Origin of the sequence: Kribbella sp. NPDC056345 (assembly GCF_042262745.1) — a bacterium.
Taxonomy (GTDB): Bacteria; Actinomycetota; Actinomycetes; order Propionibacteriales; family Kribbellaceae; genus Kribbella.
Genome location: NZ_JBHJQQ010000002.1, coordinates 38,833 through 65,189 on the forward strand (window position 1 = coordinate 38,833; position 26,357 = coordinate 65,189).

Annotated in this window: 28 protein-coding genes; 13 read left to right on the forward strand and 15 right to left on the reverse strand. The window is 68.3% G+C overall.

Features of this window, described 5'->3' with window-relative positions:
• Window positions 1-12 precede the first annotated feature (12 nt).
• Genes ACFCV3_RS05965 through ACFCV3_RS05975 form a run of 3 tightly spaced genes read left to right on the forward strand, consistent with a single transcriptional unit; the run spans window position 13 to window position 2,180 of the window.
• Window positions 13-471 (forward strand): hypothetical protein, encoded by a 459-nt coding sequence (locus ACFCV3_RS05965; protein WP_376026533.1) that lies wholly within the window; start codon window positions 13-15, stop codon window positions 469-471.
• A 27-nt stretch (window positions 472-498) separates the two neighbouring features.
• A complete protein-coding gene (locus ACFCV3_RS05970; protein ID WP_376026534.1) occupies window positions 499-1,458 on the forward strand; it encodes an acetylxylan esterase in 960 nt (319 codons plus the stop codon).
• A 5-nt stretch (window positions 1,459-1,463) separates the two neighbouring features.
• Window positions 1,464-2,180: an MBL fold metallo-hydrolase gene (locus ACFCV3_RS05975; protein ID WP_376028682.1), complete on the forward strand. Its 717-nt coding sequence runs from the start codon at window positions 1,464-1,466 to the stop codon at window positions 2,178-2,180.
• Here ACFCV3_RS05975 and ACFCV3_RS05980 read toward each other — a convergent pair.
• From ACFCV3_RS05980 to ACFCV3_RS05990, 3 genes are read right to left on the reverse strand one after another with little or no spacing between them, the layout of a single operon-like run.
• Window positions 2,170-2,730, reverse strand: coding sequence for a dihydrofolate reductase family protein (locus ACFCV3_RS05980; RefSeq protein WP_376026536.1), 561 nt, complete (start codon window positions 2,728-2,730; stop codon window positions 2,170-2,172). The genes ACFCV3_RS05975 and ACFCV3_RS05980 overlap by 11 nt on opposite strands.
• 58 nt (window positions 2,731-2,788) lie before the next feature.
• Window positions 2,789-3,163 carry a hypothetical protein gene (locus ACFCV3_RS05985; RefSeq protein WP_376026538.1) on the reverse strand — a complete coding sequence of 125 codons (375 nt, stop codon included), beginning with the start codon at window positions 3,161-3,163 and terminating at the stop codon, window positions 2,789-2,791.
• 4 nt (window positions 3,164-3,167) lie between these two features.
• Window positions 3,168-4,067, reverse strand: coding sequence for a hypothetical protein (locus ACFCV3_RS05990; protein WP_376026540.1), 900 nt, complete (start codon window positions 4,065-4,067; stop codon window positions 3,168-3,170).
• A gap of 20 nt (window positions 4,068-4,087) precedes the next feature.
• On the opposite strand from ACFCV3_RS05990, the gene ACFCV3_RS05995 reads away from it, so the two are divergent.
• Window positions 4,088-4,960 (forward strand): DUF72 domain-containing protein, encoded by an 873-nt coding sequence (locus tag ACFCV3_RS05995; protein ID WP_376026542.1) that lies wholly within the window; start codon window positions 4,088-4,090, stop codon window positions 4,958-4,960.
• Here ACFCV3_RS05995 and ACFCV3_RS06000 read toward each other — a convergent pair.
• Window positions 4,947-5,417: a methylated-DNA--[protein]-cysteine S-methyltransferase gene (locus tag ACFCV3_RS06000; protein WP_376026543.1), complete on the reverse strand. Its 471-nt coding sequence runs from the start codon at window positions 5,415-5,417 to the stop codon at window positions 4,947-4,949. The two genes, ACFCV3_RS05995 and ACFCV3_RS06000, sit on opposite strands and share 14 nt — an antisense overlap.
• 48 nt (window positions 5,418-5,465) lie before the next feature.
• On the reverse strand, window positions 5,466-6,413 hold the full coding sequence (locus ACFCV3_RS06005) for a carbon-nitrogen hydrolase family protein (RefSeq protein WP_376026544.1): 948 nt from the start codon (window positions 6,411-6,413) through the stop codon (window positions 5,466-5,468).
• A gap of 265 nt (window positions 6,414-6,678) precedes the next feature.
• Here ACFCV3_RS06005 and fgd point away from each other — a divergent pair, with 265 nt between their 5' ends.
• Together fgd and ACFCV3_RS06015 are read left to right on the forward strand one after the other, a co-directional pair.
• Window positions 6,679-7,686 (forward strand): glucose-6-phosphate dehydrogenase (coenzyme-F420), encoded by a 1,008-nt coding sequence (gene fgd / locus ACFCV3_RS06010; RefSeq protein ID WP_376026546.1) that lies wholly within the window; start codon window positions 6,679-6,681, stop codon window positions 7,684-7,686.
• Between the two features lie 31 nt (window positions 7,687-7,717).
• A complete protein-coding gene (locus ACFCV3_RS06015) occupies window positions 7,718-8,293 on the forward strand; it encodes a hypothetical protein (protein ID WP_376026548.1) in 576 nt (191 codons plus the stop codon).
• Here the strand turns inward: ACFCV3_RS06015 and ACFCV3_RS06020 are convergent.
• Entirely contained in the window at window positions 8,290-8,829 is a 540-nt protein-coding gene (locus ACFCV3_RS06020; RefSeq protein WP_376026550.1) for a GNAT family N-acetyltransferase, read from the reverse strand. The genes ACFCV3_RS06015 and ACFCV3_RS06020 overlap by 4 nt on opposite strands.
• 107 nt (window positions 8,830-8,936) lie before the next feature.
• Here ACFCV3_RS06020 and ACFCV3_RS06025 point away from each other — a divergent pair, with 107 nt between their 5' ends.
• Window positions 8,937-9,704 (forward strand): SDR family NAD(P)-dependent oxidoreductase, encoded by a 768-nt coding sequence (locus ACFCV3_RS06025; protein WP_376026552.1) that lies wholly within the window; start codon window positions 8,937-8,939, stop codon window positions 9,702-9,704.
• 4 nt (window positions 9,705-9,708) lie between these two features.
• Complete coding sequence (locus tag ACFCV3_RS06030; protein ID WP_376026553.1) at window positions 9,709-10,023, forward strand: hypothetical protein; 315 nt, start codon at window positions 9,709-9,711, stop codon at window positions 10,021-10,023.
• A 9-nt stretch (window positions 10,024-10,032) separates the two neighbouring features.
• On the opposite strand, the gene ACFCV3_RS06035 is transcribed toward ACFCV3_RS06030, so the two are convergent.
• Window positions 10,033-10,827, reverse strand: a complete 795-nt coding sequence (locus ACFCV3_RS06035; protein WP_376026555.1) for an ABC transporter permease — start codon at window positions 10,825-10,827, stop codon at window positions 10,033-10,035.
• Entirely contained in the window at window positions 10,824-11,771 is a 948-nt protein-coding gene (locus ACFCV3_RS06040; protein WP_376026556.1) for an ATP-binding cassette domain-containing protein, read from the reverse strand. Before ACFCV3_RS06040 ends, ACFCV3_RS06035 begins: the two co-directional genes overlap by 4 nt.
• 97 nt (window positions 11,772-11,868) lie before the next feature.
• Between ACFCV3_RS06040 and ACFCV3_RS06045 the strand changes: the two genes are divergently transcribed.
• The 3 genes from ACFCV3_RS06045 to ACFCV3_RS06055 all read left to right on the forward strand — a co-directional run bounded on the left by ACFCV3_RS06045 (window position 11,869) and on the right by ACFCV3_RS06055 (window position 17,513).
• On the forward strand, window positions 11,869-12,645 hold the full coding sequence (locus tag ACFCV3_RS06045) for a TetR/AcrR family transcriptional regulator (RefSeq protein WP_376026558.1): 777 nt from the start codon (window positions 11,869-11,871) through the stop codon (window positions 12,643-12,645).
• Between the two features lie 58 nt (window positions 12,646-12,703).
• The gene (locus ACFCV3_RS06050) at window positions 12,704-15,901 is read left to right on the forward strand and encodes a BTAD domain-containing putative transcriptional regulator (RefSeq protein ID WP_376026560.1); all 3,198 of its coding nucleotides are present in this window, start codon (window positions 12,704-12,706) and stop codon (window positions 15,899-15,901) included.
• A gap of 88 nt (window positions 15,902-15,989) precedes the next feature.
• Window positions 15,990-17,513, forward strand: coding sequence for a PQQ-binding-like beta-propeller repeat protein (locus tag ACFCV3_RS06055; protein ID WP_376026562.1), 1,524 nt, complete (start codon window positions 15,990-15,992; stop codon window positions 17,511-17,513).
• A 22-nt stretch (window positions 17,514-17,535) separates the two neighbouring features.
• Here the strand turns inward: ACFCV3_RS06055 and ACFCV3_RS06060 are convergent, their stop codons facing one another.
• Genes ACFCV3_RS06060 through ACFCV3_RS06075 form a run of 4 tightly spaced genes read right to left on the reverse strand, consistent with a single transcriptional unit; the run spans window position 17,536 to window position 20,150 of the window.
• Window positions 17,536-17,943: a hypothetical protein gene (locus tag ACFCV3_RS06060; protein WP_376026563.1), complete on the reverse strand. Its 408-nt coding sequence runs from the start codon at window positions 17,941-17,943 to the stop codon at window positions 17,536-17,538.
• Window positions 17,940-18,440 (reverse strand): hypothetical protein, encoded by a 501-nt coding sequence (locus ACFCV3_RS06065; RefSeq protein ID WP_376026565.1) that lies wholly within the window; start codon window positions 18,438-18,440, stop codon window positions 17,940-17,942. The genes ACFCV3_RS06060 and ACFCV3_RS06065 overlap by 4 nt, the downstream gene beginning before the upstream one ends.
• Before the next feature lie 10 nt (window positions 18,441-18,450).
• A complete protein-coding gene (locus ACFCV3_RS06070; protein WP_376026566.1) occupies window positions 18,451-19,056 on the reverse strand; it encodes an FMN reductase in 606 nt (201 codons plus the stop codon).
• Complete coding sequence (locus ACFCV3_RS06075; protein ID WP_376026567.1) at window positions 19,053-20,150, reverse strand: LLM class flavin-dependent oxidoreductase; 1,098 nt, start codon at window positions 20,148-20,150, stop codon at window positions 19,053-19,055. The genes ACFCV3_RS06070 and ACFCV3_RS06075 overlap by 4 nt, the downstream gene beginning before the upstream one ends.
• A 144-nt stretch (window positions 20,151-20,294) precedes the next feature.
• On the opposite strand from ACFCV3_RS06075, the gene ACFCV3_RS06080 reads away from it, so the two are divergent.
• Window positions 20,295-21,953 (forward strand): glycosyl hydrolase family 28-related protein, encoded by a 1,659-nt coding sequence (locus ACFCV3_RS06080; protein ID WP_376026569.1) that lies wholly within the window; start codon window positions 20,295-20,297, stop codon window positions 21,951-21,953.
• Between the two features lie 94 nt (window positions 21,954-22,047).
• Here the strand turns inward: ACFCV3_RS06080 and ACFCV3_RS06085 are convergent, their stop codons facing one another.
• Window positions 22,048-22,914, reverse strand: a complete 867-nt coding sequence (locus ACFCV3_RS06085; protein ID WP_376026570.1) for an aldo/keto reductase — start codon at window positions 22,912-22,914, stop codon at window positions 22,048-22,050.
• Window positions 22,915-22,982: 68 nt separating this feature from the next.
• Window positions 22,983-23,825 (reverse strand): helix-turn-helix transcriptional regulator, encoded by an 843-nt coding sequence (locus tag ACFCV3_RS06090; RefSeq protein ID WP_376026572.1) that lies wholly within the window; start codon window positions 23,823-23,825, stop codon window positions 22,983-22,985.
• A gap of 87 nt (window positions 23,826-23,912) precedes the next feature.
• Here ACFCV3_RS06090 and ACFCV3_RS06095 point away from each other — a divergent pair, with 87 nt between their 5' ends.
• Window positions 23,913-24,659 (forward strand): SDR family NAD(P)-dependent oxidoreductase, encoded by a 747-nt coding sequence (locus tag ACFCV3_RS06095; RefSeq protein WP_376026574.1) that lies wholly within the window; start codon window positions 23,913-23,915, stop codon window positions 24,657-24,659.
• Here ACFCV3_RS06095 and ACFCV3_RS06100 read toward each other — a convergent pair.
• Complete coding sequence (locus ACFCV3_RS06100) at window positions 24,656-26,236, reverse strand: alkaline phosphatase D family protein (protein WP_376026576.1); 1,581 nt, start codon at window positions 26,234-26,236, stop codon at window positions 24,656-24,658. The genes ACFCV3_RS06095 and ACFCV3_RS06100 overlap by 4 nt on opposite strands.
• Window positions 26,237-26,357: the final 121 nt, after the last annotated feature.

Here is a 26,357-nt window from a genome sequence, read left to right on the forward strand (position 1 = left end):
GATCATGGCCGGATGCGTACGACGTACCGGATGCGGGCAGGGCGATTCCTCGGAGTACTGGCGACCGGCCTGATCCTGCTCGGGGTGGCCGCGATCACCTGGGCCCTCGCAGCGCCCGGAGCCGTGATCGGGGTGTTCCTGGTGCTCGGCGGTCTGGTCGCGCTGGCCGGGCTGTGGATCGTGGCCCGGCCGCCCGTCGTACTGCGGCTGCGGGACGACGCGATCGACGTACGCGGTGTGAAGACGGTGTGGACCGATGTCACCGAGGTCGGCCGGGTCGAGACGACGCACGGTGCGGCACTCGCGCTGCGGACCAAGCGACCGGACGACACCGTCCTGCTGCCGCTGGCGTGGCTGGCGCCCAAGCACGTGCCGGTGCTGGAGACCACGCTGCGCGACAAGCTGAACGCAGCCCACGGTTACACCATCTGGGACGGCACTGCCCCGGACACCGAACCTCCCGCAGAATAAGGACGACCCAAGACCTGAGGAGCGTCTGTGCTGTCCTTCGAGCTGTCGTACGACGAACTGCTGACCTACCAGGGCACGAATCCGCGGCCGGCCGACTTCGACCAGTTCTGGGAGAAGGCGCTGCTCGAGCTGGACGGGACGGACCCGGAGACCGAGTTCGCCGACGCCACCGACTTTCCGTTGAGCACGGCAACGGCCCAGCACCTGTACTTCACCGGCACCGGCGGCTACCGCGTTCACGCCAAGGTGATCCGGCCGAACGAGCCGACCGGCCCCGCCGTACTGGTGTTCCACGGGTACGGCGGTGAGCAGCCGAAGTGGGTCGACCTGCTGGCGTATGCCGCGCGCGGGTACACCGTGGCCGCGCTGGACGTCCGGGAGCAGGTCGGGTTCCGGACGGTCTCCCAGACCGGGAACGACTTCAACCTGCACAACCACCTCGTGCACGGTCTGGACGCCGGACCGGACGGGCTGCTCTACAAGCACGTCTTCCTGGACACCAGGCGGCTCGCGGACATCATCGGCGCGCTCCCCGAGGTCGACGAGACCCGGATCGCGACGACCGGCTGGAGCCAGGGCGGCGGCCTCAGCCTGGTCGCGGCCGCGCTGACGCCGGGCATCAAGTACGTCGCCAGCGTGTTCCCGTTCCTGTGCGACTACCAGCGCACCTGGGACCTGAACCTGGACACGGGCCCGTACGACGAGATCGTCACCTGGTTCAAGAAGCGGGACCCGCGGCACTTGCGGCAGGACGAGGTGTTCACCACCCTCGGGTACATCGACGTCCAGCACCTCGCCCCGCGGATCCGCGCCGAGGTCACCCTCTTCGTCGGCCTCGAGGACCAGGTCTGCCCGCCCTCGACCCAGTTCGCCGCGTACAACCGGATCACCTCGACCAAGGAGCTCCGCGCCTACCCCGACTTCGGTCACGACGATCTGCCCGGCGCGCACGACGACATCTACCAGCTCATCGGAGCCAAGCTCTGAGCTCACTGACAGTCCTTGGCGTCGCCGCACCGTACCCGCAGCCGGACCGCCCGTGTTCGGGCTACCTGCTGCGTGCCGGCGGCGCTGAGGTCTGGGTGGACGCCGGTCCGGGGTCACTCGCCGAGCTGCTCCGGCACACCACGTTGTCGGCACTGGACGCCGTGTGGCTGTCGCACCTGCACCTCGACCACATGGGTGATTTGCTGAACGCGTACTACGCCTTGTCGTACGGCGAACTCCCCGCCCGAGCGCCGTTGCCGGTGTACGCGCCTGCTGCACTGGAGGAGCGTCTGGTCGGGTTCTTCGGCGGACTGACCGACGTACTGGACCTCCGGCCGCTGTCAGACGGGCATGTGGTTGAGCTGGGCGACCTGCGACTGATTAGCCGGGCTGTGGAGCACGGGTGTGACGCTTACGCGCTCCGGGCCGAGTCCGGCGGGCATGTGCTCGCCTACTCAGGGGACTGCGCGCCGTGCGACGCTCTGGATGAGGTGGCAGCCAGGGCTGACCTGCTGCTGTGTGAGGCCAACGACCCGCAGCCGACCCCGGTTCACCACACTCCGGTGCAGGCGGGCGCGCTAGCTCGCCGTACCGGGGCCAAGCACCTCGTCGTCACTCACGTGGGTCCGCTGCTCGACCCCCAGCAGGCCACAGCTGAGGCTGCGGCGGCATTCGGAGGTCCCACGACCTGTGCGGTTGTGGGGGCGGCGCTCAGCTACTGAGGACGCGGTAGCGGTGGTGGGTGACGCCACGGCCTTCTAGGCGGCGGAGCAGTTCCAGCTCGACGGGGGTGTTGTCGAAGTCGAAGAGTGGGCGTCCGGAGCCCAGCAGGACCGGAACGACGTGTAGCTCCAGCTCGTCGAGTTCACCCGCGGCCAGGAGCGCTGTGGCGGCACCGGCGCCGTGGACCATGACGTCGCGGTCGCCTGCGGCTGCGCGAGCGTCAGCTGCGCACGCTGCCACGTCGGTGTAGAACTTCGCGGTGCCCGGCGGTACGTCGTCCGGGTCGATGTGGTGGGTGAGGATGTTGATCGGTACGCCGTTGTGGTGGTCACCGCCCCAGCGGCCGGCCAGCTCGAAGGTCCTGCGTCCCGCGATGATCGCGCCGGTCGCCATCGCCTCGCCGTACACCTCGCCGTTGATGCCGGGCTCCAACCGGTCGTCCAGCCAGTTGAACAGGCGGAAGCCGTGCCGGCCGAGTTCCTGGCCCGGGCGGTCGTCCGGGCCGGTGATGAAACCGTCCAGGGACATCGACATGTAGAGCCGGATCATGGGTCACCTCGCAGGTTGGTTGGTGTCCAGCGAACGGCAAGGCCCTTTCAAGCCGCTGTCAGGTCGGGATCCAGACCGGCCAGAAGGGCGGGACGTTGCCGGGGCAGGTGCCGGGGGAGGCGGCAGGGGTACCTTGCCAGGAGTAGAGGGCCAGGTCGGCGATGGTGATCGCGATGGCGGCGGCGACCAGGCCCATGAACAGGGTCTTGCCGGCGTAGCGGTAGGCGATGGTGAAGAGGATCAGGTTGACGATCAGGGCCAGCGGGAGGCCCAGGAACAGCAGGGTCAGGCCGTTGGGCATCGGCCCGGCGACGTCCACGTTGCACGCCTTCCACGACCGCGACGTCAGCACGACGAGGCCGAACGCGGACCCGCCACCGACCACGATCGTCAGGAACGACTCGACCTTGCCACTCTTCGGGAACAACGCCATGTGATTACCGTAGGCGATCGAGGGCCTCGGCGATGCCGGCGTCGCCGATGGAGGTGTTGCCGGGGAACAGACGTTGCCAGGAGGTGGCGCGGCCGAAGGTGCCGAGGCGGCAGGCGAGGTCGGCGGCGCGGCGCAGGGTGGGGCCGTCGCCGGGCCAGTGTTCGAGGTAGGCGTCGCGGAGGCGGGGGACGTGGTCAGGGCCGAGCTGGTCTGCGACGCGGTCGAGCGGGACGGTCAGGCTGCAGAACGGGTGCGAGACGGCTGCGTCGCCCCAGTCGAAGAACGTGTACCGGGAACCGTAGAAGATCTGGTTCTCGTGCAGATCGGCGTGGTCGAGCGTGTCGGGGATGCCGTACGACGCGAGTTCGGCACACCAGTCGACCAGTTCCGGGCGCAGCTTGCGGAGCCCCTCATCGGCAAGCTGGTCGAAAATCTCCGGCAGGACCGCGAGCCGCCCGTTCGGTACGCCGAGCTGGTCGAACTCGCCGACCCGGTCAACCAGCGCGCGCTGGAATTCGGCGTACTGGCTGAGCAGTTCCTCCCAGTGCCGCGGCTCCCGCTCAACCTCCTTCAGCACCTGCCCACCGTGCGGGAGCAGGGACCACCCGCGCTCGACATCGACGGCGTACGGCGTGAGCACATGCTCCGGGACGAGTTCGGCGAGCCGCCGGGTGAGCGCGGGCTCGAAGGCGCTGCCAGGCGGATTCGCCTTGAACCACACGGGTTCCGCTGCCTCGACCCGCACGATCACCGACCACGGGCGCACCCGCACCCGCATCGCCCCGGTCTCCCGGATCTCGAACCGGTCGAGTTGCTCCACCAGCCAGCCCATCGCCTCGCGGCGCCACGCCGCGTGGTCCCACGGCGTGCGCGCGTCGGGATAGCTCCCACGATCGACCTGCATCGGGATAGATAATCAGAGTTGTGGTCTATCGCGTGGGCATTTCCGGCTGGCGATACAAGCCCTGGCGCTCGGTCTACTACCCCGAGGGTCTGCCGCAGCGGGCCGAGCTGGAGTACGTGTCGCGGCGGCTCAACTCGGTCGAGCTGAACGGCTCGTTCTACTCGCTCCAGCGACCGTCGTCGTACCAGCGCTGGTACCACGAGACGCCGGACGACTTCGTCTTCGCGGTCAAGGGCCCGCGGTTCATCACGCACATGAAGCGGCTCGCGGACACCGGCGCGCCGCTGGCCAACTTCTTCGCCTCCGGACTGCTTGCGTTGGGCAACAAACTCGGTCCGGTGCTGTGGCAGCTGCCGGGAAACTTCCGGTACGACGGGCCCCGGCTGGCAGCGTTCTTCGAATCGTTGCCGCGGACAACCGTGGCGGCGGTGGAGATCGCCAAGCAGCACGAGGACCGGATGCAGGATCGGGTGTTCCTGGAGGCGCGGACCGAGCAGCCGATCCGGTATGCGTTGGAGGTCCGGCACGACAGTTTCGAGAAGGCCGAGTTCATCGACCTGTTGCGTGAGCACGACATCGCGCTGGTGTGCGCGGACACCGCGGGCAAATGGCCGATGCTCGATGACGTGACCGCGGACTTCGTTTACGTGCGGCTGCACGGGGCCGACGAGCTCTACGTCAGCGGGTACGACTCGGCAGGGCTCGACCATTGGGCTGCTCGCGCGCGGACCTGGCATCAGGGTCGCACGCCGACCGGCGGCAAGACGGTGTCGCCGGACCGGCCGCCTCGGCATCGGCGTGATGTCTACGTCTACTTCGACAACGACGTGAAGGTCCGCTCGCCGTTCGACGCCGAGGCCCTGTCTCAACGGCTCGGGCTCAGAACAGCCTGACCTCGGCCGGCTCCTCCAGATCGAGGAGGAGCTGCTTGCGCTTGAGCCCGCCCGCGTAGCCGGTCAGCGAACCGTTCTTGCCGACGACCCGGTGGCACGGGATGACGATCGACAGCGGGTTCTGGCCGACCACCTTGCCGACGCGCTGGGCGTGATCACCGACTTCGGCCGCAATCTCGCCGTACGTCGTGGTGGCGCCGTACGGGATGTCGTTGAGGCGGGACCAGACGCGCTGCTGGAAGTCGTCGCCGGTGAGGGTGGTCGGGAGGTCGAAGGAGGTGCGCTCGCCGCTCAGGTACTCGTCGAGCTGGCGGGACGCCTCGGACAGCACTGGGTCGGAGGTGACCCGCTCGCCGAGCGGCATCGGCTTCACCCAGTGATGGGGGAAGTAGACACCGGCCAGCGCGTTGTCCGAGGCGACCAGCGTGAGCTCACCCAGCCGGGTGCTGACGATCATGTGCCTGTTCATGCCCATGGAACGCGTCAGCACCCGAAGGTGTGAGGGTCAGGATCCGATGCGCTCGCGGGTCCGCTGCCGGAAGGCCCGGCCGACCTTGGACCAGTCCTTGTGCTGCAGCTCGGCGACCGCGATCCCCGGTACGTCGTCGGCGGCCGTCCGAGCCACCCATGCACCCTGCGGGTCGACCACACCCGAGTTGAGACCGCCCTCGGCGTTGACCGGGACCGAGAGACTGATCCAGGCCGTGTTGTTGACCGCACAGCCGGCGGCCTGGACTGCGATGTGCTCGTGGTGCGTGACCCCGGACGTGGAGTACGAGACCAGGACGGCATCGGCGCCGAGCTGGTCGTACTCGGTGAAGAACTCCGGGAACATCACGTCGAGCCCGGCTGCCAGACCGAACCGAAACCCTTCCAGGTCGAAGGTCACCGGCCGCGTGCCCGGCGTGTACATCCAGGTGACCTTGGTCGTCGACAACGCGCGTTCGTCGTACCGGGCCACCACCTTTCCCTGGCCGGAGACGACGTACATGCTGTTGTGCGGCCGGGCGTCGGGGAGTGGGTGGATCGACGGGATGACGGTCCAGACGCCCAACTCGCCGGACAGCGCCACGACGCTGTCCAGCTCTTCCTGCAGAACTGTCCAGTCGGCCTTGGTCCAGTCGCTCGGACCGACCTCGTCCGGTCCGAGCGAGGACATGACGAACTTGCTGGGGAAGCTGAAGGCGCCTTCGGTGAAGTGCACCAGGCGGGCGCCGGCTGCGGCCGCCTGCCTCAGCAGTGAACGGACCTCGGCGCCGCTGGCGCGCAGCAGCTCCGGGTTACCTGGGTCTCGGTCCACCGTCGACTGGGCGACGGCGATGCGTAGGGATTTCTCCGACATGTCTTCTCCGCTGGGAGTCGGGCGGAAGTGCCGGAGGGCAGACGTGTAGGACTCGCCCGTCTTGGCGGCGCGGGCGCGAACCCGCCGTTTGAGGTTCCTGTGCGCTGTCATCTGGCCTTCCGCATGCGCAGACTCGATCCTCCGGCGATCCCGTCCGCAGCAGTTGACCAGGACGAGCGGCCCGAGACCAGAAGTCCCTTTGCCCCCTGCGACGAGACCGGGCCGGAGCCGGTCAACGGAGGTGAGGCGCGGGCCGCGCCGGGCTCAATCCTGGCCGATCCCGCGGTGCCGGGTCAAGCACCGCCCCGCGGCGGCATAAAGTCGGACCTGGACGTGGTTGGTGTCGGGGTCGGCTAAAAACTGTTGGGAGTCAAGGGTGAGCATTCGGGTCGGGTACAAGGCGTCGGCGGAGCAGTTCGGGCCGCGGGATCTGGTGGAGTACGCCGTTCGGGCCGAGGAGCTCGGGCTCGACAGCGTCACGGTGTCGGACCACTTCCTGCCGTGGCGGCACGAGGGCGGGCATGCGCCGTTCGCGCTGGCTTGGCTGGCGGCGGTGGGCGAGCGGACGAACCGGGTGCTGCTCGGTACGTCGGTGCTGACGCCGACCTTCCGGTACAACCCGGCGGTGATCGCGCAGGCGTTCGCCACGATGGGTGTGCTGTACCCGGGCCGCGTGATGCTCGGCGTCGGGACGGGTGAGGCGCTGAACGAGATCGCCGTGTCCGGTCGGGAGTGGCCCGAGTTCAAGGAGCGGTACGCGCGGTTGCGGGAGGCCGTTCAGCTGATCCGCGACCTGTGGACGAAGGAGGGTGTCAGCTCCGAGGGTCCGTACTACAAGACCGTCGACGCGTTCATCTACGACCGTCCCGAGGTGCCTTTGAAGGTGTACGTCGCCGCCGGTGGACCGCTGGTCGCCAAGTACGCCGGTCGCGCGGGTGACGGGTTCATCGCCACCTCGGGTAAGGGCATGGAGCTGTACACCGAGAAGCTGATTCCGGCGGTCAAGGAAGGTGCCGAGGCGGCCGGGAAGAAGTTCGAGGACATCGACCGGATGCTCGAGGTGAAGGTCTCCTACGACCGCGACCCGGCCCTGGCGCTGGAGAACACCCGGTTCTGGGCGCCGTTGTCGCTGACGCCGGAGCAGAAGCACAGCGTGACGAGTGCGACCGAGATGGAGCGGCTGGCCGACGAGCTGCCGATCGAGCAGGTCGCGAAGCGCTGGATCGTCGCATCGGACCCGGAAGAGGTCGTGAAGCAGTTCCTGCCGTACCTGGAGGCGGGGTTCAACCACTTCGTCGTCCACGGTCCGGGGCATGACCAGGAGCGGTTCCTGACCCAGTTCACCGAGGACGTTCTGCCGCTGCTACGCAAACTCGAGGGTTGAGGTCTGGGGTCGGGCACCACACAATCGAGCTGTGCCCGACACTCAGATAGTCCAGGACACCGACCCGCGCTGCACCGAGCTGGAGGCAGCCGGGTACCGGGTCGTGGGTGAGTCCTGGGCCGCGCACCTGGTCGACCCCGACCGGGATCTGCTGGAGACCGCGGTCAGCCGGGCGACCGCCTCCGGGCTGACGCTGCGTGAGCTCGGCGCCGAGTCGGCCGAGGCGCTGCACAAGCTGGAGAAGGCCAACGAGTCGGACTACCCTTTCACGCCGGCCACCCATCGCGTCGTCGGTGAACTCGCCGACATCCGGGCGCTGTGGCCGGAACACCGGGTCTTCGGGGCGTTCGACCGATCACGGCTGGTGGGTGCCACGGTGATCCGCCGGCACGAGGGCTCGGGCGACACCCGGTTCACGTCCGTGCTCGCGCCGTACCGGCGTCGTGGGGTCGGGCAGGCGGTGAAGGCCGCGTCGATCCTCGCCTTCCTGGATGTCGGCATCACCCGGTTCAGCACCGGCGGGGCCGCGATCAACGACGGCAGCCTGGGCGCGAACGAGGCCCTCGGGTACGTCGTCGACGAGCGTTGGCGGTCGTACCAGCTCTAAACGCTGATCGTGACCGGGCGGCTCGGCGGGGTCAGGGGATCCGAGGCCAGGCGGGCGTGCCGCTCGACGTCGTACCGGGTGCCGTCGTAGGCGAGGCGGTGCCGCTCGACGCCCTCGGCGAGGAAGCCGGCGCTGCCCGCGACACCGCAGGAGGCCGGGTTGCCGAGGCGGTGGCCGAGCTCGAGCCGGTACAGGCCGGCGTCGTGGTGGGCCCAGTCGGCGAGCGCACGCAGGGCATCCCGGGCGACGCCCTGGCCGCGGATCTCGGCGAGCGTCCAGTACCAGGTCCAGCCGACCTGGTGGCGGTCGATGTTGGTCACGCCCACACAACCCACCGGGTGGTCGTCGGCGTCGGCCACGGCGTACACATGACCGTTGTCGAGGTCGGCCACCCGGCCGATCCAGTCCAGCGCGGTCGCCCGGTCCACGATCCCGCCCTGATAGACCATGTCGGGATCGGAGTGCGCCTGAACCAGACGGAGCGCATCTGCCGTCCGCCACCGCCGAAGATCGAGCCGCCCCAGCGCGTATCCCATCCATCGAATCTACCGCCGCGTTACTTCCCCGAAACATCCTCCGGCGCGCCGTACCTCCACCTTGTGCACCCACCAACCATGGTCGTGGGGTTTGGCAGGATGGAGGGATGGGATATCTGGATTTCACGGACCAGGTTGTGGTGGTGACGGGGGCCAGCAGCGGGATCGGGGCGGCGGTTGCCGTGGGGTTCGCCGAGACGGGGGCCACCGTTGCGGTGCACTACCACCGGAACGAGGATGGGGCGCGGCATACCGTGGCCGCGGTTCAGACGGCCGGTGGTACGGCGTCTCTGCACCAGGCCGATCTCGCGGATCCGGCGTCGGCGGGGGCGCTGGTGGACGCGGTTCTCGCCAAGCACGGGCGGATCGACGTACTGGTGAACAACGCCGGTGATCTGGTGAACCGGTCGCCGATCGTCGACGTACCGGACGAGGAGTTCCAGCGGATCCTGGAGGTGAACCTGACCTCGGTGTTCGCGCTCAGCCGCCGGGTGGTTCCGGTGTTCCGCGCGCAGGGCGGTGGGTCGATCGTCAACGTCACCTCGATCGCGGCCCGGACCGGCGGCGCCGGTGGTTCGGTCGTCTACGCGACCAGCAAGGGTGCCGTCAGCACCTTCACCCGAGGCCTCGCCAAGGAGCTCGCTCCGGACAACATCCGCGTCAACGCCATCTCCCCAGGTGTCATCAGCACCCCCTTCCACGACCGTCATACCGGCTCGGACCAGATGCAGACGATGGTCAGCACGATCCCGCTGGGCCGGACCGGCACCCCGCACGAATGCGTCGGGAGCGTCCTCTACCTCGCCTCCGACCGCATGTCCTCCTACGTCACCGGCCAGATCATCGAGATCAACGGCGGCCAACTCGTAGGCTGACCGGATGGGGGATGTGCAGATCGAGGTACGCCGCTCCGGTTGTGCGGACTGGCCGTACGAAATCGCGGGCGAGATGACCCTGGCCGCTCCGTTTGCCGTGCTGACGCTTCCGGTCGTCTTCGTACTGAACCGGCTCACCCACCTGCTCGTCTTCCGGCTCGGATGGACGCTGCACATCTGGCACAGGGGGCGCTTCGAGAAGGTCCGCTACCGGAACAAGGCAGCGGCGCTTGCGGATGTGGATCGGCAACGGGCTCTGGCGGCTGAGTGGCTGCCGCCAGAGCCCGGTCAGCGGGTGCGGCTACCTCCGCAAAGGTAGCCGCACCTTCTAGCGGGACAGGGTGCGGTAGCGGTGGGCGGAGAGCGGTAGGAAGATCGCGGTCAGGACTAGGGGTGCGATGACTGCCATCAGGACGGAGTGGCTGCCGATCCAGGTGGTGGTGGTCGAGGCGTCGGGGTTGCCGAAGAGGGTTCGGGATGCGGTGGCGGTGGCGGAGAGCGGACTCCATTGGGCGATGGTGCCCAGCCAGTCCGGCATCGTGGAGGTGGCGACGAAGGTGCTGGACAGGAAGCCGATCGGCCAGATCAGGACCTGGACGACGGTCAGGCTCTCCGCGTTCTTCGCCGACAGGCCGATGAAGATTCCTACCCACAGCAAGGCGAATCGCAGCAGCAGGAGGAGGCCGAAGGCTGCCAGCGCCGACGGCAGGCCCTCGTGCCAGCGCCAGCCGAGCGCGAGCCCGGTGGCGACCAGTACGGCGAGTGCGACCAGGGTGTCGAGCATGTCCGCCATACAGCGGCCGAGGACGACCGCGGCGGAGCTCATCGGGAGCGAGCGGAACCGGTCCGTCACGCCCTTGTCCTTGTCCTGGGTGACCGCGGTCATCGTGCCTTCGAGCCCGAACAGCATGGTCAGCGCGAAGATCCCCGGCACCAGGAGTTCGTAGTACGCCTGGCCCTCGGGCATCTCGATCGCGCCCCCGAGCAGGCTGCCGAACACCAGCAGCATCAGCACCGGGAAGAACCAGGAGAAGATCATCAGCCCGGGCTGCATCCGCCAGTGCGTCAACGTCCGGCGGGTGATCGTCCAGCCATCCGCGATGGCCCAGCCGAGGGCGTTCATACCGATGCTCCGGTCAGGTGCAGGAACACTTCGTCCAATGTCGGTCTGCGTAACGTGATGTCCTCCGGTTCGATTCTTGCCTCATGCAACGAGTTCGCCATCACGGTGAGGGCTCGGGTGCGGTCCTTCACCGGAACGCTGATCCGGGTGCCCTCGACCCGGATCTCGCCGTCCGCGAGCGGTTCGGCCAGGCGCCGTACCTGCTCGACCTGCGCGGGGTCGACGAGGACCAGGTCGAGCCAGTCCGAACCGAGCTGAGTCTTCAGCTGGTCCGGCGTACCTTCCGCGACCACCTTGCCGTCCTTCAACATCGAGATCCGGTTCGCCAGCTGATCCGCCTCCTCCAGGTACTGCGTGGTGAGCAGCACGGTCGTGCCGTTGTCGACGAGTTGCCGGATGGCCGTCCACACCTCGAGCCGGCCGGCCGGGTCCAGGCCCGTGGTCGGTTCGTCGACGAACAGGACGGCTGGTGCCACGATCAGGCTGGCTGCCAGATCGAGACGGCGGCGCATCCCGCCGGAGTACTTCCCGACGGACTGCCCGGCCGCCGCGGTCAGGCTGAACTGGTCGAGCAGTTCGTCGGCCCGCCGTACCGCCTTCGCATGGCCGAGATGGTTGAGCCGGCCGAACATGACCAGGTTCTGCCGGCCGGTCAGTACCTCGTCGATCGCCGCGTACTGCCCGACGAGCCCGATCCGGCGCCGGACCTCGGCCCCCTGGCGGCGAACGTCGTACCCGGCGACGGACGCCGTACCGGAATCCAGTTGCAGCAGTGTGGACAGGATCCGCACCGCGGTGGTCTTGCCGGCGCCGTTGGGGCCGAGCAGGCCCGTCACGGTTCCGGCGGTGACTTCGAGATCGAAGCCGTTCAGGCCTGCCCCCTCGGTGCCGCCGCGATAGTTCTTCCGCACATCGGCAGCCTCGATCACCTGTTGCTTCGTCACTTCCCGCCTCTCGTTCGGTGTTGAATCGTAGAGTGTACCGTACACCGTACGACTCGGGTACGATCGGTGCAACGACGAGCGCTGGGAGTTTGTTCCGTTGGCTGGAAAAAAAGTGGCGGCCGCCGATCCGGCGCGCAGTCTGGCGCTGTTGTGGGGTAGTCACACCAAACCCGGCCGCTCCGGTCTGACCGTGCGCGCGATCGTCGACGCCGCCATCGAGGTGGCCGACGCGGAGGGTCTCGACGCGGTGTCGATGCGGGTCGTGGCCGAGCGGCTCAAGGCCGGCACGATGTCGCTGTACACGCACGTGCCCGGCAAGGCCGAGCTCACGGACCTGATGTTCGACCACGTGTACGGCGACCTGTACGCCGACGTCGACGAACCTGCCCGTCAGTCCGATTGGCGTGCGGCCCTGGAGTTCATCGCGCACCGGAACTTCGACGTACTGGTCCGGCATCCGTGGATCCACGAGGTCCACACGATGCGGACGGCACTGGGCCCGAACATCACCCTCAAGTACGAGGCGGAGCTACGCCCGCTCGACGGTCTCGGCCTGACCGACGTCGAGATGGACTCCGCGCTTTCTCTCATCCTGACCCACGTCGGCGGCACCGCCCGAGCAGGCGCCGAGCAGCTCCGCACTCAACGCGACTCCGGCCTGTCCGACGAGGAGTGGTGGCGGCAGATCTCGCCCACCCTCACCCACGTCATGTCCGGCTCCAGCGTCGCCTTCCCCGTCGCCGGCCGCGTCGGCACGTCGGTCGGCGAACATTTCCAGGCCGCCCTCGACGCCGATCACATCCTGGCCTTCGGGTTGGGCCGGATTCTTGACGGGATTGCTCTGCTGATCGCCTCGCGTCCGGACAAGCAGTAGGACACAGCGCTCGAAAGTGGACCACTCGTGCCCGATGATTGGGGGCAGGGGGTTCGGGATGCGCTTTCAGGTGCTGGGGCCGGTACAAGTCGTCCAGGACGGGCAGGTGGTCGGGCCGATCTCGGAACTGCGGCGCAAGCTGCTGGCTGTCCTGCTGGTGCGAGCGGGTCGTCCGGTGCCGACGGAGGTGCTGGTTGAAGCCCTGTGGGGTGCTTCGGCACCGCAACGTCCGGGCAACAGCCTGCAGGTGCACATACATCGATTGCGCCTGGTTCTCGACAGCCCGGACCGGCTGGTCAGCATCTCCGGTGGCTACCAGCTGTGCGTCCGCCCGGATGAGCTGGACGCCGACGAGTTCGGCCGCTTGCACGACGAAGGACGTCGTACGGCGGGGTCGGGTGACCTCGAGCAGGCTGTTGCGATCCTTCGTGAGGCCCTGGCGTTGTGGCGGGGTGCGCCGTACGCCGGTATCGCTGACACCGAGGTGGTCGCGTCGGCAGCGCAGCGGTTGGCGGAGACGCGCCTGGTCGCGTACGAGGAACTGTTCGACGCCGAACTGGCGCGCGGCCGGGCGCGGGAGATCGTGCCCGAGCTGACCGAACTGGTCGCGGAGTATCCGTTGCGGGAGCGACTGATCGGTCAGCACATGCTTGCGCTGTACCGGTCCGGACGGCGGACACGAGCGGAGGTCGCGTACCGCACGGCGCGGCAGCGGCTGGCTCGCGAGCTGCGGGCTGAACCGGGGCGGGAGCTGCGGAGGCTGGGCGAGGCGATCCAGAACGAGGATCCGTCGCTCGATCAGGCCGCCGTACGGGCTCCGGCAGTTGCGGCCGTGCGGCCCAGTCAACTACCGCCGCCGCCCGGCGCGTTCTTCGGGCGTGAGGACGAGCTCGACGAGCTCGACGAGGCCGATGGCCTGGTGCTGCTGACCGGGATGGCCGGGATCGGCAAGACCGGTCTGGCTCTGCAGTACGCCCATCAGGTGGCTGATCGATTCGGCGACGGCCAGCTCTACATCGACCTGTGCGGCCATGCGACCGGACCGGCGCTCGATCCGATGACCGCACTCGGGCAACTGCTTCGCGGGCTCGGTGCCGACTCGAAGCAGGCGTGGGAGTCGGTGGCGGACGCGACCGCGGAGTACCGCTCCGTGCTGAGCGGGCGCAAACTGCTGGTGCTGCTCGACAACGCGGCGTCCGCCGACCAGGTCCGTCCGTTGCTTCCGGCAACATCTGGTTGCCTGACCGTGGTGACGAGCCGGAACAAGCTGACCGGCCTGATCGCCAGTGAAGGCGCCCACCGGATCGGCGTCGGCGAACTCCCGTCGGAGGATGCCTATGCGCTGCTCACCCGCCTGGTCGGCGCGGACCGCCTGGCCGCCGAGGCAGACGGCGCAGCCGCCCTCATCCAAGCCTGCGCCGGCCTCCCCCTGGCGCTGCGCATCGCCGCCGCCCAACTCGCCGACGAACCCCACCGCACCCTGGCCGACTACCTGACCGAGCTCGAGGAACGCGGCGCGGCCGCACTCGCCTTGCCCGACGACGAACACTCAGCCGTCATCGCCGCCTTCGACCTCTCTTACCAGCGCCTTGATCCCGCAACTCGCCAGCTGTTCCGCCGCCTCGGTCTCGTCCCCGGCCTCGACTTCACCGTCGACGCGGTCGCGGCCCTCAACGGTACGACGCCATCCGCCGCGCGCCACGCCATCCGCAAACTCACCGCGGCACATCTCCTCGAGGAGCATGCCCCCGGTCGCTACCGCTTCCACGACCTCCTCCGCGACGACAGCCGCCACCGAGCCGAATCCGAGGACTCCCCAGAAGCCCGCGACGAAGCTCTGGAGCGCCTCTACGCCTGGTACTACCAAACCAAGCTCGCGGCGGCCTCGATGGTCGCCAGGATCCGTCGTCTGCCGCCGGCGCCCGCCATGCCTGACGCAACCCCAGCGATCGCGTTCGACGATCCGCAGGACGCGAACCACTGGTTGCGCGCCGAGATGCGCAACATCGCTGCTGCCGTCCGCGCAGCCGCGGACCACGAGGAGCACCTGCACTGGACGTGGCACCTCGCAGCCGGGGCGCTGCTTCCGATGGCCGAGCAGGGCTACATCGTCGACATCCACACGATGGCGGACAGCGGCATAGCTGCCGCCAGGACCGCGGGTGACCAGCACGCACTCGCGAACCTGCTCGCCGAGCTCCTTGCGCTGCGGTACCAGTTCGATCTTCCCGTGAACACCGACTTGCTCGAGGAAGCGCTGCAGCATGCCGAGCAGGTGAATCACCCACCCCTGCTCGTGTACTGCCTCAACCTGGCCGCGATCGTGTGCCAGGGCAGAGGTGTTTTCGATGTCGCTGAGCAGTACCTCGTCCGCGCACTCGACATCGAAGATGCTGAAGAGGAAGGACACGCAAGGACGTTGAGCAACCTCGGGATGATCGCCACCCTGCGTGGGGATCTTGGCCGGGCTGAGCAGTGGTTCGGACAGATCGCCGACCTCGCGGGCCGTGACAACTACCGGCTTAACGCGCTCGCGTTGCCCTGGCTGATCAGGGTACGCGCCATGCTCGGACGCCTGGACGGCATCGACGAACTGATCGAACAAGCCGACGAGGCGGTCACACGCGTCGGCCGTTGGATCAACGCACACAAGTTTCGCATCTGTCGGTGTGCCTGGTACTGCGACACAGGACGCCACCTCGAAGCTTTCGACGAGGCGTCGGCGGCCGTCCGCTATGCGCAGCACATGGATCAGCCGTGGGCTTGCAGCGATGCTCATTACTACCTCGGCCGCAGCCGGCTCCTGCGCGGCGAGGTCGACCTGGCGCGCGCGGAGTTCGAGCGCGCCATCGAGTTCGCCGACGTGGGACGTTTGCCGCAATACCGCATTCCGGCAATCCGCGGGCTGGCCGAGGCCGAACTGGCGGCGGGTAGGCCGGCGGACGCCGAAGTCCATGCCGTCAACGCGGTCGAGGCCGCTCGCGGTTGGCGGTGGGCGCCGGTTCAGCTGGCTGGCGCGGTGGTCACGCTGGGGCGGGTCGAGTTGGCGTTGGCGCGGCCAGGGGATGCGGTTGGGCGTGGGCAGGAGGCGCTGGCGATCCATCGGCGGACGGGACATTTCCTGGGACAGGCTCGGGCGCTTCGGCTTCTGGGTGAGGGCGGGGCGGGGCGCGAGCATCTGCGGGAAGCGCTGAACATGTTCGAGGCCTACGGGTCACCCGAGGCGATCGAGGTGCGGCAACTGCTGGGCATGTGACCGGCATCTGAGAAGCTGCTTTCGGCCCGCTTTCTGGTTGCTTTCCGCGCGCAGCAGATGGCCGCTGTGCGGCGGTTCACTTCCGTGTGTGTCCTCCATTCAACCGCCTCCTCCGCCCGGTCCGTATGGGCAACCGCCTGGGTACGGACCGCAGCCCACGCCGTACGGGCCGCCGGCGGGACAGTGGTCCCAGCACCCCGCTCCTGGCCAGCAGCCGCCGTGGCCGCCGCAGCTCGGGCCCAATCATCGGAAGCCGAGGAAGAAGGGCGGCCTCGTCGCGCTCGCGCTGGTGCTGGTCGTCGCTCTGATCGGCGTCGTCGGAGGCGGGCTGTACTACTTCCGGATCCCGCTCGGGCTGTTCGGTGGTTCGAGACTCGATGTCGACCGCGAACTCCAGTACGTGCTGCAGGAGCGGTTCGCGTCGAACTACATTCCGAAGGAGGGCAGCGACCGTCTGACGGCGCGCTGGTGGACCGGCAAGTACCTGGTCCGTTCGATGCCGAACGAGTTGATCGGCTACGACCTCGCCACCGGTCAGACGGCGTACAAGGTGGGCCTGCCGGACAATCACTTCTGTGCGGCCTCGCGGCAACAGTCCGGTAAGGGGTACGTCGCCGTACTGCAGGGAACGCGGCAGGATGGCTGCCGGCGAGTCACGGTCATCGATGTCGTCCACGGCAGGGTCGTCTGGTCGAAGGAACTCGCGCCGGCCGGCCAGGTCCGCTCGGAGCCGACGATCCTGGACTTCCCGCGGGCCGACCACACCCCGGCGATCCTTGGGGACCGGCTCTACATCCCCACCGACAAGGGTGGGCACATCCTCAACCTGACCAACGGTACGGTGATCGAGCAGCCGAATCCGAAGCGTGAGTGTTTCAGTACCCACTACGACGCGATCGGCCCGGTGGGGCTGGCGTACCGGAACTGCTCGCGGTCGGGCGACAAGGGCCGCCACCTGGTGGGGTTCGACGCCGCAGGCAAGATTCTCTGGAAGTTCAACCTGCCCGTGCGGGGCAAGCGCCCGACCTTGCTCGTCGGCGTGCTCTCGGTGGATCCGCTCCTCGTCCGCGTCCTGGACGGGTTCGGCAGGAAGGAGGTCTGGCGACTCGAGCCCCGGACCGGCAAACACCAGGTCGTCGTCGACCTGAGGACACGATCCGCCTCCGATCCCTGCGAACCGGCCGGCGGCCACGGCCTGTACGACTGCTCACGGCACGTCGTCTCCGCGGGCGCTCTGTATCTCCAGCAGCGCAACGGCATCGAGGCGTACGACGTCCTGACCGGAAACGCGTTGTGGCGATCGGCCTGGGGCACCCAGCACAAGGTCACTGAACCGATCGGACTGGACGCCGACGGCCATCCGATCGTCTACCTGCTGCCGACCAAGGACGATCCGGGCGCGCTGGTGCGGGTGGATCGCAAGAGCGGCATCCTGACCGCGACCGCGACATTGCCTCCGGCAACCAAGTCCATGACCCGCCCCGGCCGCAGCGACCTCACTCAGAACGTGGATGCCGGTGCCGTCGACTGGCACAACGGCCACCTCGCCTTCTTCCGGACCCGGCCCAGCTCCCGAGACGCCGGCTACGCAGCCACGATCGTCCTCAAATGAATGAGCCGATCGCCAGTTTCAGCTAACCGCGTTTCTTGCCGGTGTCGCTCGGTTGCTCGCCTCGCGTCCGGAGAATCAGCAGGACGAACCCGATCAGCGCCGACGCGCCGGCCGCGATCAACGATCCCCACGCGTCCTGCCCCGACTTCACCCCGGCCTCCCGCACGACCACATCCTTCCCGTCCACGGCGTACTGGACCTGCAGTTGCGCACCCTTCTCCGGTACGGCGCCGAAATCCGTGGTCGACGCCCGCACCACCTGCCCGTCCGGCAAGGTCAGATCGAGGTCGAGCTTCGACTCACCCACCCCCACCACCGTGGCAGTCGTCGTCGGCGCACCATCCAGCCGCCCATCCCCGCCGTACGTCAACCAACCGGCCACAAGCGCCAGCCCACTCAACACAAAGAAGAACGCCGCCCACCGTCTCATCGCCCCAGCACCGCCAGACTTGCGACTGTCCAGGGGATCTCGTACGGCGGGTCCTGGCGAATGTGGTCGAGGACGCGGCGGGCATCGTCGTGGTCGGCGAGAAGACCGTCGGAGGCGAGCGTGACGCCGAGCACGCGACGTTCGTCGGCGTACGGGAAGCAGTGCCACGAGTGGAAGGTGAAGCCGACCTCGAGGCCAACGAGTTCGTGGCCGAGGATCTCCGCGTCCGGTGGGAGCGGGCGATGCTGGTCGAGCAGGTGGAAGAAGTCGTCCAGGCCAGGCTCGTCACTCGAGGTCTCGCGCTTGCCTCGACCCGAGCTCGCGAGCACGGGATTGCGGGCCCACCAGTCTGCCCGTTCGGTGCGGAAGGCCTGGGCGAGTGTTTCCTCGATCCCCCCGGCGAGCAGGCAGGGGCTGATCGTCCACAGGGGTTGTGGAAGATCGTCGGGGCCGAGCGTCGTCGGGGTGGCGATGACGTAGCCCCCGAGGATCTGCATGCGCCAAGTATCAGCTATTCAGCAGGTCCTCGAACGGCGTCGGGTTGGCGTACGGGTCCGGCTTCACCGGGGTTTCGTGGTGGAGGGTGGCGACCAGTTCGGTGGCGGCTCGGGTGATGCGGGGGCGGAGGGTGGCGGCGTTGGGGCCCCAGTCGGTGGAGGCGGCGTAGACGCCGGTGGGGACGGGGAGGGCGTTGAGGTAGGCGAAGAGCGGGCGGAGGGCGTAGTCGAGGACCAGGGAGTGGCGCTCGGTTCCGCCGGTTGCGCCCAGGAGGACCGGCTTGCCGGCCAGGGCCTGGTCGTCGAGGACGTCGAAGAACATCTTGAACAGACCGCTGTACGACGCGGAGAACGTCGGCGAGACCACGATCAGCGCATCGGCCGTGGTGACGGTGGTGAGCACCTTCTCCAACTCGGCCGAGGGGAAGCCGGTGAGCAGGTTGTTGGTCAGGTCGTGCGCGTGGTCGCGAACCTCGATCACCTCGGTCCGCGACGTCTGCCCGCGCGCCGACAACTCATCCTGTACCGCGGCCGCCAGCTGATCGGCGAGCAGTCGTGATGACGACGGTGTCGTGAGCCCAGCCGTCACGACTGCGATCACACGCTCGGCGCTCATAGTGTCTCCAGATCACGCGCGCGCTCGGCCGCGGTTTTCAGGGACTCGTGGGTCGGAGCGTCCGGCACATGCGCGGGCTTCAGGGCCGCGAACTCCTTGCGTAGCACGGGAACGACCTCTTCGCCGAGGATGTCCAGCTGCTCCAGCACCGTCTTCAACGGTAGTCCGGCGTGGTCGATCAGGAACAACTGCCGCTGGTAGTCACCGAAGTGCTCCCGGAACGTCAGCGTCCGCTCGATGACCTCCTGCGGGCTCCCGACCGTCAACGGCGTCTCCCGGGTGAAGTCCTCCAGCGACGGCCCATGGCCGTACACCGGCGCATTGTCGAAGTACGGCCGGAACTCGCGCACCGCGTCCTGCGAGTTCTTCCGCATGAAGACCTGGCCGCCGAGCCCGACGATCGCCTGGTCCGCGGCGCCGTGGCCGTAGTGCTCGAACCGGCGCCGGTACAGGTCGATCATCTGCTTGGTGTGCGAGGCCGGCCAGAAGATGTTGTTGTGGAAGAACCCGTCCCCGTAGTACGCCGCCTGCTCCGCGATCTCCGGTGAGCGGATCGAACCGTGCCAGACGAACGGCGGTACGTCGTCGAGCGGGCGCGGAGTCGACGTGAACCCCTGCAACGGCGTACGGAACTTGCCTTCCCAGTCGACCACGTCTTCGCGCCAGAGGCGGCGCAGCAGCGCGTAGTTCTCGACCGCGAGGGCGATGCCGTTGCGGATGTCCTGGCCGAACCACGGGTAGACCGGGCCGGTGTTGCCGCGGCCCATCATCAGGTCGACGCGACCGCCGGCGAGGTGCTGCAGCATCGCGTAGTCCTCGGCGATCTTCACCGGGTCGTTCGTGGTGATCAGCGTGGTCGCGGTGGACAGCACGAGCTTCGACGTCTGCGCCGCGATGAACCCGAGCATGGTCGTCGGGGACGAGGCCACGAACGGCGGGTTGTGGTGCTCCCCGGTCGCGAACACGTCCAGCCCGACCTCTTCGGCCTTCAGCGCGATCGCCACCATCGCCTTGATCCGCTCACCCTCACTCACCGTCGTTCCGGTGGTCGGGTTCTCGGTCACGTCGCTGACGCTGAACACCCCGAACTGCATCGGGTCCTCCTTCGAGTCGAATAGTTCACTATTAAACTACCACGCTGCTCCAGGTTCCGGAACCGGCGAGCTCTTGTCAGTCATGGGTCCACGTGATGAAACTGACTTCCGCCTCACGAAACCTCCCGCCCGAGGAGTTCGCCCATGTCTTCCCCTGCCCGCTTCAGTCGCCGGATGCTGCTCGGTACCGCCGCCGCAACACCTGCCGCCGGTCTTCTCACTCTCCCGGCTCCTGCCACTGCCCGTCCACGACCGACCGATCTCTCCAGCGAGCTGCTCGAGGAGTGGGCGGCGGCGCCTGGCGCGCACCCGCTCATCCCCGACATCTCGCACGCCGGCTACCGCGGTGGCGAGCGCCCACGCCGCCCGCGCGTCATCGCGAACGTCAAAGACTTCGGGGCTCAGCCCGGCGTCGACGCTGCCGTGGCCTTCACCGCCGCACTCCGGTACGCCGGTGAGCGGGGTGGCGGGACTGTCGTCGTACCGGCCGGGACCTATCGCCTCGACTCGCCACTGTGGATCCACTGGTCGAACGTCGTCCTGCGGGGTGCTGGGCGGAACCGCACGATCCTGCACTTCACCAAGCCGCTCGAGGAGTCGTACCGGCCGAATCTCCAACCCAGCCTGCAGAGCCGGTGGTCGTGGACCGGCGGGCAGATCTGGGTGATGTCCGCCGAGCGCAAAGCCAAGTCCGAGGCGGAGGGCTACGCCACCTCCGAAGGCTGGTTGCTCGGCGAGACCCTGGCCTCGGTCGGTGCTGCTTCGCGAGGTCAGCGGACGCTGCTCGTCGACTCGACCGAACGCCTCGCGGCCGGCGACCTCGTCGTACTCGAAACAGACAATCCCGCGGACGCCGGCGTACTGCGGCATCTGACCGGCGACGTGGCCGGGGCGTCTACTTACGACTGGCCGACGCGTGCTCCGCAACTGACTACCGGCTCAGGTGGTCAGTACATCCAGTACGCGAGTCTGCAGTGGCCGGTGCGGATCGAGGCCGTCCTTGGTGAGCGGCTGGTTCGGTTGGCGCAACCGTTGCGGTACGACCTGCGGCCGAGCTGGCCGTCGCGGCTGCGGGAGATCGGGCCGACTGTGCATGATGTCGGCATCGAGTCGCTGACGATCCGCAACGAACTGCGGCCGATGACGATCCACAACCGGCACCCAGGTTCGAACGGGCTGTGCTTCCAGGCGGTGCACGACTGCTGGGCGGACGACGTCCGGGTCGAGAACTGCGACCTCGGCTTCGGGTTCACCACCACGAAGGCGGTGACCTTGACGAACGTCGCGGTCGGCGGCCGCTCCGCTCATCACAGCTTCGCGTGCCGCATGCAGGCGCACGACAACCTGGTCGACGGTTTCGAGATCGAGCAGTTCACCGAGCCGCTGCCAGCCGGCGCCCTGCATCACGGCCTGAACCTCGAAGGACTCTCGGCCGGCAATGTCTGGCGCCGCGGCCGGATGGCCGAAGGCACCTTTGACACCCACCGCGCCATGCCCTTCGAGAACGTGCGCACCGACATCACCCTGGTCAACAACGGCCGAGTCGGCGGCTCCGCAGCCTCCGGTCCACTCTTCGGTGCCCGCATCGCGCACTGGAACGTCCGCATCACCGGCGGCACCCCGTACGCGATCCACCTGGCCGACGTGGCGCCGCGCAGCATCACCGTTGCCCTGCAAGGCCTCACGTCCGCCGGCAGCGGCCTACCCCGAGACTTCCAAGGCGATCTGGAGAACGCGACCTACCTCCTAGGCGAGGCCCCAGCCGTCCCCGACCTGTACTCCGCCCAACGAAGTTGTCGGTAAGAACACGTACTAGTAGCCGGCCGCGGGGTGCGCGGCCGGCTGCTGAGCGTGCGGTCGCCGTGTAGTAGGCGACTACTAAGTGTCCTTACCGACGTCAGGCGGCGTTGAGGGTCGCGACCTGGTCGGGGGTGAGGGTGAGGTCGACGGCGGAGTAGGAGTCGCGGATGGTCTCCGGGCGGCTGGCGCCGGGGATGGGGATGACGACCGGGGACTTGGCGAGCATCCAGGCCAGGGTCAGCTTCTGCGGGCTGACACCGAGTTCGGCGGCGAGGGTGTGGAAGGCGGGGTGCTTCGCACCGAGGTCGCCGGCGCTGGAGATGCCGCCGAGTGGGGACCAGGGCAGGAAGGCGATGCCGAGCTCGTCGCAGAGCTCGAGCTCCGGCTCGCTGGAGCGGAACTTCGGCGAGAACTGGTTCTGCACCGAGACCAGGCGGCCGCCGAGGATGTCGTTGGCCTGGCGGATCTGCTCGGGGTTGGCGTTCGAGATGCCGGCCTGCCGGATCTTGCCGGCGTCGAGCAGGTCGCGGATGGCGCCGACCGACTCCTCGTACGGCGTCTTCGGGTCGGGCCGGTGGAACTGGTACAGGCCGATCGCCTCGACGCCGAGCCGCTTGATCGAGGCCTCGACCGCCTGCTTCAGGTACGCCGGGGAACCGTCGAGGGTCCAGCTCCCGTCGCCCGGACGGAGGTGACCGCCCTTGGTGGCGACCAGGACGTTCGACGTGTCACCGCCGTACGACGCGAGGGCCTTGGCGATCAGGGTCTCGTTGTGACCGACATCGGTCGCGGTCAGGTGGTACGCATCGGCGGTGTCGATCAGCGTGATACCGGCGTCGAGGGCGGCGTGGATGGTCGCGATCGAGCGGGCCTCGTCGGGCCGGCCCTCGATCGACATCGGCATCCCGCCGAGCCCGATCGGGCTGACCTCGACATCACCGATCGTGCGGGTGGAGTTCGTCATACCTTCCAAGTTCCCGCATGCGAACCTGGAACTCCAACAGGAATATCCGAATGCACCCAGCACTGCGGCTACTGAATCAGCTCCTGGGTGCCGATCACCGCCAGCAGCCGAAGCGCTTCCTCGGACGGTGAGCCCGGCGTCGCGGTGTAGAGGACGAGCTGCTGGTCGCGGTCCGGGATCGCTAGTGCGTCGCAGTTCACGCTGATCGGACCGACCAGCGGATGGTCGAAGGTCTTGCAGAGGGTTGGTTCGGCGGCCACATCGTGGGCCTGCCACAGTTCGGCGAACCGCGGGCTGCCGGCCAGCAGATCGGCGATCAGCCCCTGCACCTCCGGATCATCCGGATACCGCGCGGCAGTCGCGCGGAGGTAGTTGGTGGAATGCCGCGCGAACTGGTCACCGTCGGACGCCCCGAAGACCTTGCCGCCCGGTGAGCGGGGACCGAGAAACTCCCGCCGTAGCAGGTTGCGATCCTGACGTGACCGCTGCGAGAAGTCCTCCAGCAGGGCGGCGGCGAGCGAGTTCCACGCGATCACCTCGTACGTCGCGGACAACACCATCGCGACCGTGGTCGGCAGCCGCTCGATCAGGTCGAGGATGCTCTGCCGCACCACCCGGGACGGCCCGGGAGGTGTCACCGGTAGGTCGGCCAGCCGGTACAAGTAGTTGCGCTCGGCATCGGACAGTCGCAGTGCCCGGGCGATCCCCGCCAGCACGTCGCTCGACGGATGCGGCGCGCGGGCCTGCTCCAGCCGCGTGTAGTACTCGGTCGAGATGAACGCCAGCTGGGCGACCTCCTCGCGGCGAAGTCCCGGCGTACGGCGTCGTCGTCCGGCGGGCAGACCCGCTTCGGCCGGGCTGATGCGCTCTCGGCGGCTGCGGAGGAAGGCGGCCAGCTCGGGTTTGTCCACGTCGTCCAGTGTGCGCCGGGTGATGCCGGACAGCCAGGTACACCTGGTGCCTGGCTGCGGGCCGAGCGGATGGTCAAGGTGGTTCGCATGGAGAGATTGCTGGAAGGAAAGACGATTTTCATCACCGGAGCCGGGCGGGGGATCGGTGCCGCGGCAGCCCGGCTGTTCGTGGCCGAAGGAGCCCAGGTGATGCTTGCCGCGCGGAGCGAAGAGCAGTTGGCCGGGGTCGCGGCGGCGACCGGTGCGTCGTACGTCGTCTGTGATCTGGCCGACCCCGACGCGATCCGGACCGCGGTCGAGCGGACAGTGACGCAGTACGGGCGGCTCGACGGTGCGTTCAACAATGGGGCGACCGGGCAACCACCCGGCCCGATGGACGAACTGTCCGTCGACGTGATGGACGAGTTGTACGCCGTCAATCTGCGCGGACTGTGGGTCGCGATGGTGGCCGAGGTCGCCGCTCTGCGCGCCAGTGGTGGTGGCGGCAGCATCGTGAACACGTCCAGCGTCGGTGGCCTGATCCCCAACCCGGCACTGCCTGGGTACGGCGCGGTGAAGCGTGCGGGGCACAGCCTGACCGCATCGGCCGCGGCGACGTACGGACCGGAGAACATCCGGGTGAACGCGATCGCGCCAGGCACGACACTCACCGAGATGCTGCGCGACTGGGACCGCGCGACGCCCGGGGTGATCGACGGACTCAACGCGCAAACGCCCTTGCGTCGCGCAGCGCAGCCCGAGGAGATCGCGCAGGCCGCCGCGTGGCTGCTCAGCGACCGGTCGTCGTACGTGACCGGGACTGTGCTGCCGGTGGACGGCGGCCTCGCGGCCTAGGCTGAGTGGACGTGCGGGTTGCGGTCCTCGACGACGTACGTCGCGCGCGTGCTGATCGTTGCGCCCGGGGTCTGCACGTACGGGAGGACGCGGAAGTCGGAGCGCCACTGCTTCTGGTCGACGGTGACGCGGACGTAGCCGCGCTGGCTGTTGAAGAACTTGAGGTGCTCGTTGGCGGCCAGGAACTGCTGGCCCTGAGGGGTCATGTCCGCGCCGTCGCCGCCGCTGGTGATCGACGTACCGACGAACTCGGTGCCGACGGCCGCGGACTCCGGGGAGTCGTAGTCACGCTTCAGTTCGAGGGCGTAGTTCTGGTGCCGGTCACCGGTGATGACGACCAGGTTGCGGACACCGCTGTCCTGGGCGGCGCCGAGCACCTTGTTGCGCTCGGCAACATAACCGTCCCAGGGGTCCAGCCAGACCCGCGTCTCGGGGCCAGGCGTCCAGTCGGTCTGACCCATCGGCGCCTGGTTACCGAGGATCTGCCAGCGGGCGTTCGACCGCTTGAAACCGTCCAGCAGCCAGGCGCGCTGCTTGCCGCCGAGCATGGTGTTGTCCGGGTTGAACCGGTCGGTGCACGTCGACGAGTCACCGTCGCCGCACGGCTGGTCGGAGCGGTACTGCCGGGTGTCCAGCATGGTGATGTCGGCCAGCCGCCCGTACGGAAGGCGCCGGTGCAACCGAACCGCCGGACCGGACGGCATCTGGTCGTGCCGCAGCGGCATGTTCTCGTACATCGCCTGGAACGCGGCCGCCCGGCGGGCCCGGAACACCACCGGGTCCTGGTCCGGCTCGGTGTCCTGCTGAGAGAGGTCGCCGGCCCAGTTGTTCTCCACCTCGTGGTCGTCGATCGTGTGGATCCACGGGTGCGCGGCGTGCGCAGCCTGCAGGGGTGCCTCGGCCTTGTAGAGCGAGTACTGCAACCGGTAGCGAGCGAGGTCGAACGTCTCACCGTGGAACCGCGGATCCGTCACGACACCGCGCCTGTTCGTCTTGACGCCCGACTCGTACAGGTAGTCGCCGAGGTGGACGACCAGGTCGAGGTCCTCGTCGGCCATGTGGTCATAGGCGGTGAAGAACCCGTCCTGCCAGGCGTTGCACGAGGCGAAGGCGAACCTGAGCTGGCGCGGGCTCGCGAACGGGTGCGGCGTGGTCCGGGTGCGCCCCGTCGTGGAGACGTGGCCGCCGGTGCGGAAACGGTAGTAGTAGACGTGATCCGGCAGCAGCCCGCGGATCTCAGGGTGCACCGAGTGGCCGAGCTCGGGCGTGGCAACCACGCCGGCGCGGCGAACGACGTACCGGAAGCGCTCGTCGAGGGCGACCTCGTACTCGACGCGGACGTTGCGGTCCGGCATCCCGCCCTTGCCGTCGACGGCGAACGGGTCGGTGGCGAGGCGGGTCCAGAGCACGACGCTGTCGTACTGCGGGTCGCCGGAAGCAACCCCGAGGGTGAACGGATTACCGGCCGCGGCAGGCGCGGCGTACGTGGTCGAGGCGTCCCAGGCGCTGGTGCCGAGCAGCACGGCGGCCGAGCCCGCACCACCCGCGGCAAGGAAGCGGCGGCGTGAAAAAGTCATGAAAAATACCTCCTGGACGAGGCGGATTCAGGTTGGAAAGCGCCTGCCACTGTTGTGTCGCCAGGTGGCGGAGGTCTGTCGGTGAGGTGAAATTACCGCGATCTATTGATAGATCTAGCGT

Excerpts from the sequence above, each read along its gene's own strand:
- ACFCV3_RS05965 (WP_376026533.1), top strand. The coding sequence starts at position 13 with ATGCGTACGACGTACCGGATGCGGGCAGGGCGATTCCTCGGAGTACTG.
- ACFCV3_RS05980 (WP_376026536.1), bottom strand. The coding sequence starts at position 2,730 with ATGATCCGGCTCTACATGTCGATGTCCCTGGACGGTTTCATCACCGGC.
- ACFCV3_RS05985 (WP_376026538.1), bottom strand. The coding sequence starts at position 3,163 with ATGGCGTTGTTCCCGAAGAGTGGCAAGGTCGAGTCGTTCCTGACGATC.
- ACFCV3_RS05990 (WP_376026540.1), bottom strand. The coding sequence starts at position 4,067 with ATGCAGGTCGATCGTGGGAGCTATCCCGACGCGCGCACGCCGTGGGAC.
- ACFCV3_RS06000 (WP_376026543.1), bottom strand. The coding sequence starts at position 5,417 with ATGATCGTCAGCACCCGGCTGGGTGAGCTCACGCTGGTCGCCTCGGAC.
- ACFCV3_RS06005 (WP_376026544.1), bottom strand. The coding sequence starts at position 6,413 with ATGACAGCGCACAGGAACCTCAAACGGCGGGTTCGCGCCCGCGCCGCC.
- ACFCV3_RS06020 (WP_376026550.1), bottom strand. The coding sequence starts at position 8,829 with ATGGGATACGCGCTGGGGCGGCTCGATCTTCGGCGGTGGCGGACGGCA.
- ACFCV3_RS06025 (WP_376026552.1), top strand. The coding sequence starts at position 8,937 with ATGGGATATCTGGATTTCACGGACCAGGTTGTGGTGGTGACGGGGGCC.
- ACFCV3_RS06030 (WP_376026553.1), top strand. The coding sequence starts at position 9,709 with ATGGGGGATGTGCAGATCGAGGTACGCCGCTCCGGTTGTGCGGACTGG.
- ACFCV3_RS06035 (WP_376026555.1), bottom strand. The coding sequence starts at position 10,827 with ATGAACGCCCTCGGCTGGGCCATCGCGGATGGCTGGACGATCACCCGC.
- ACFCV3_RS06050 (WP_376026560.1), top strand. The coding sequence starts at position 12,704 with ATGCGCTTTCAGGTGCTGGGGCCGGTACAAGTCGTCCAGGACGGGCAG.
- ACFCV3_RS06060 (WP_376026563.1), bottom strand. The coding sequence starts at position 17,943 with ATGAGACGGTGGGCGGCGTTCTTCTTTGTGTTGAGTGGGCTGGCGCTT.
- ACFCV3_RS06065 (WP_376026565.1), bottom strand. The coding sequence starts at position 18,440 with ATGCAGATCCTCGGGGGCTACGTCATCGCCACCCCGACGACGCTCGGC.
- ACFCV3_RS06070 (WP_376026566.1), bottom strand. The coding sequence starts at position 19,056 with ATGAGCGCCGAGCGTGTGATCGCAGTCGTGACGGCTGGGCTCACGACA.
- ACFCV3_RS06075 (WP_376026567.1), bottom strand. The coding sequence starts at position 20,150 with ATGCAGTTCGGGGTGTTCAGCGTCAGCGACGTGACCGAGAACCCGACC.
- ACFCV3_RS06080 (WP_376026569.1), top strand. The coding sequence starts at position 20,295 with ATGTCTTCCCCTGCCCGCTTCAGTCGCCGGATGCTGCTCGGTACCGCC.
- ACFCV3_RS06085 (WP_376026570.1), bottom strand. The coding sequence starts at position 22,914 with ATGACGAACTCCACCCGCACGATCGGTGATGTCGAGGTCAGCCCGATC.
- ACFCV3_RS06095 (WP_376026574.1), top strand. The coding sequence starts at position 23,913 with ATGGAGAGATTGCTGGAAGGAAAGACGATTTTCATCACCGGAGCCGGG.
- ACFCV3_RS06100 (WP_376026576.1), bottom strand. The coding sequence starts at position 26,236 with ATGACTTTTTCACGCCGCCGCTTCCTTGCCGCGGGTGGTGCGGGCTCG.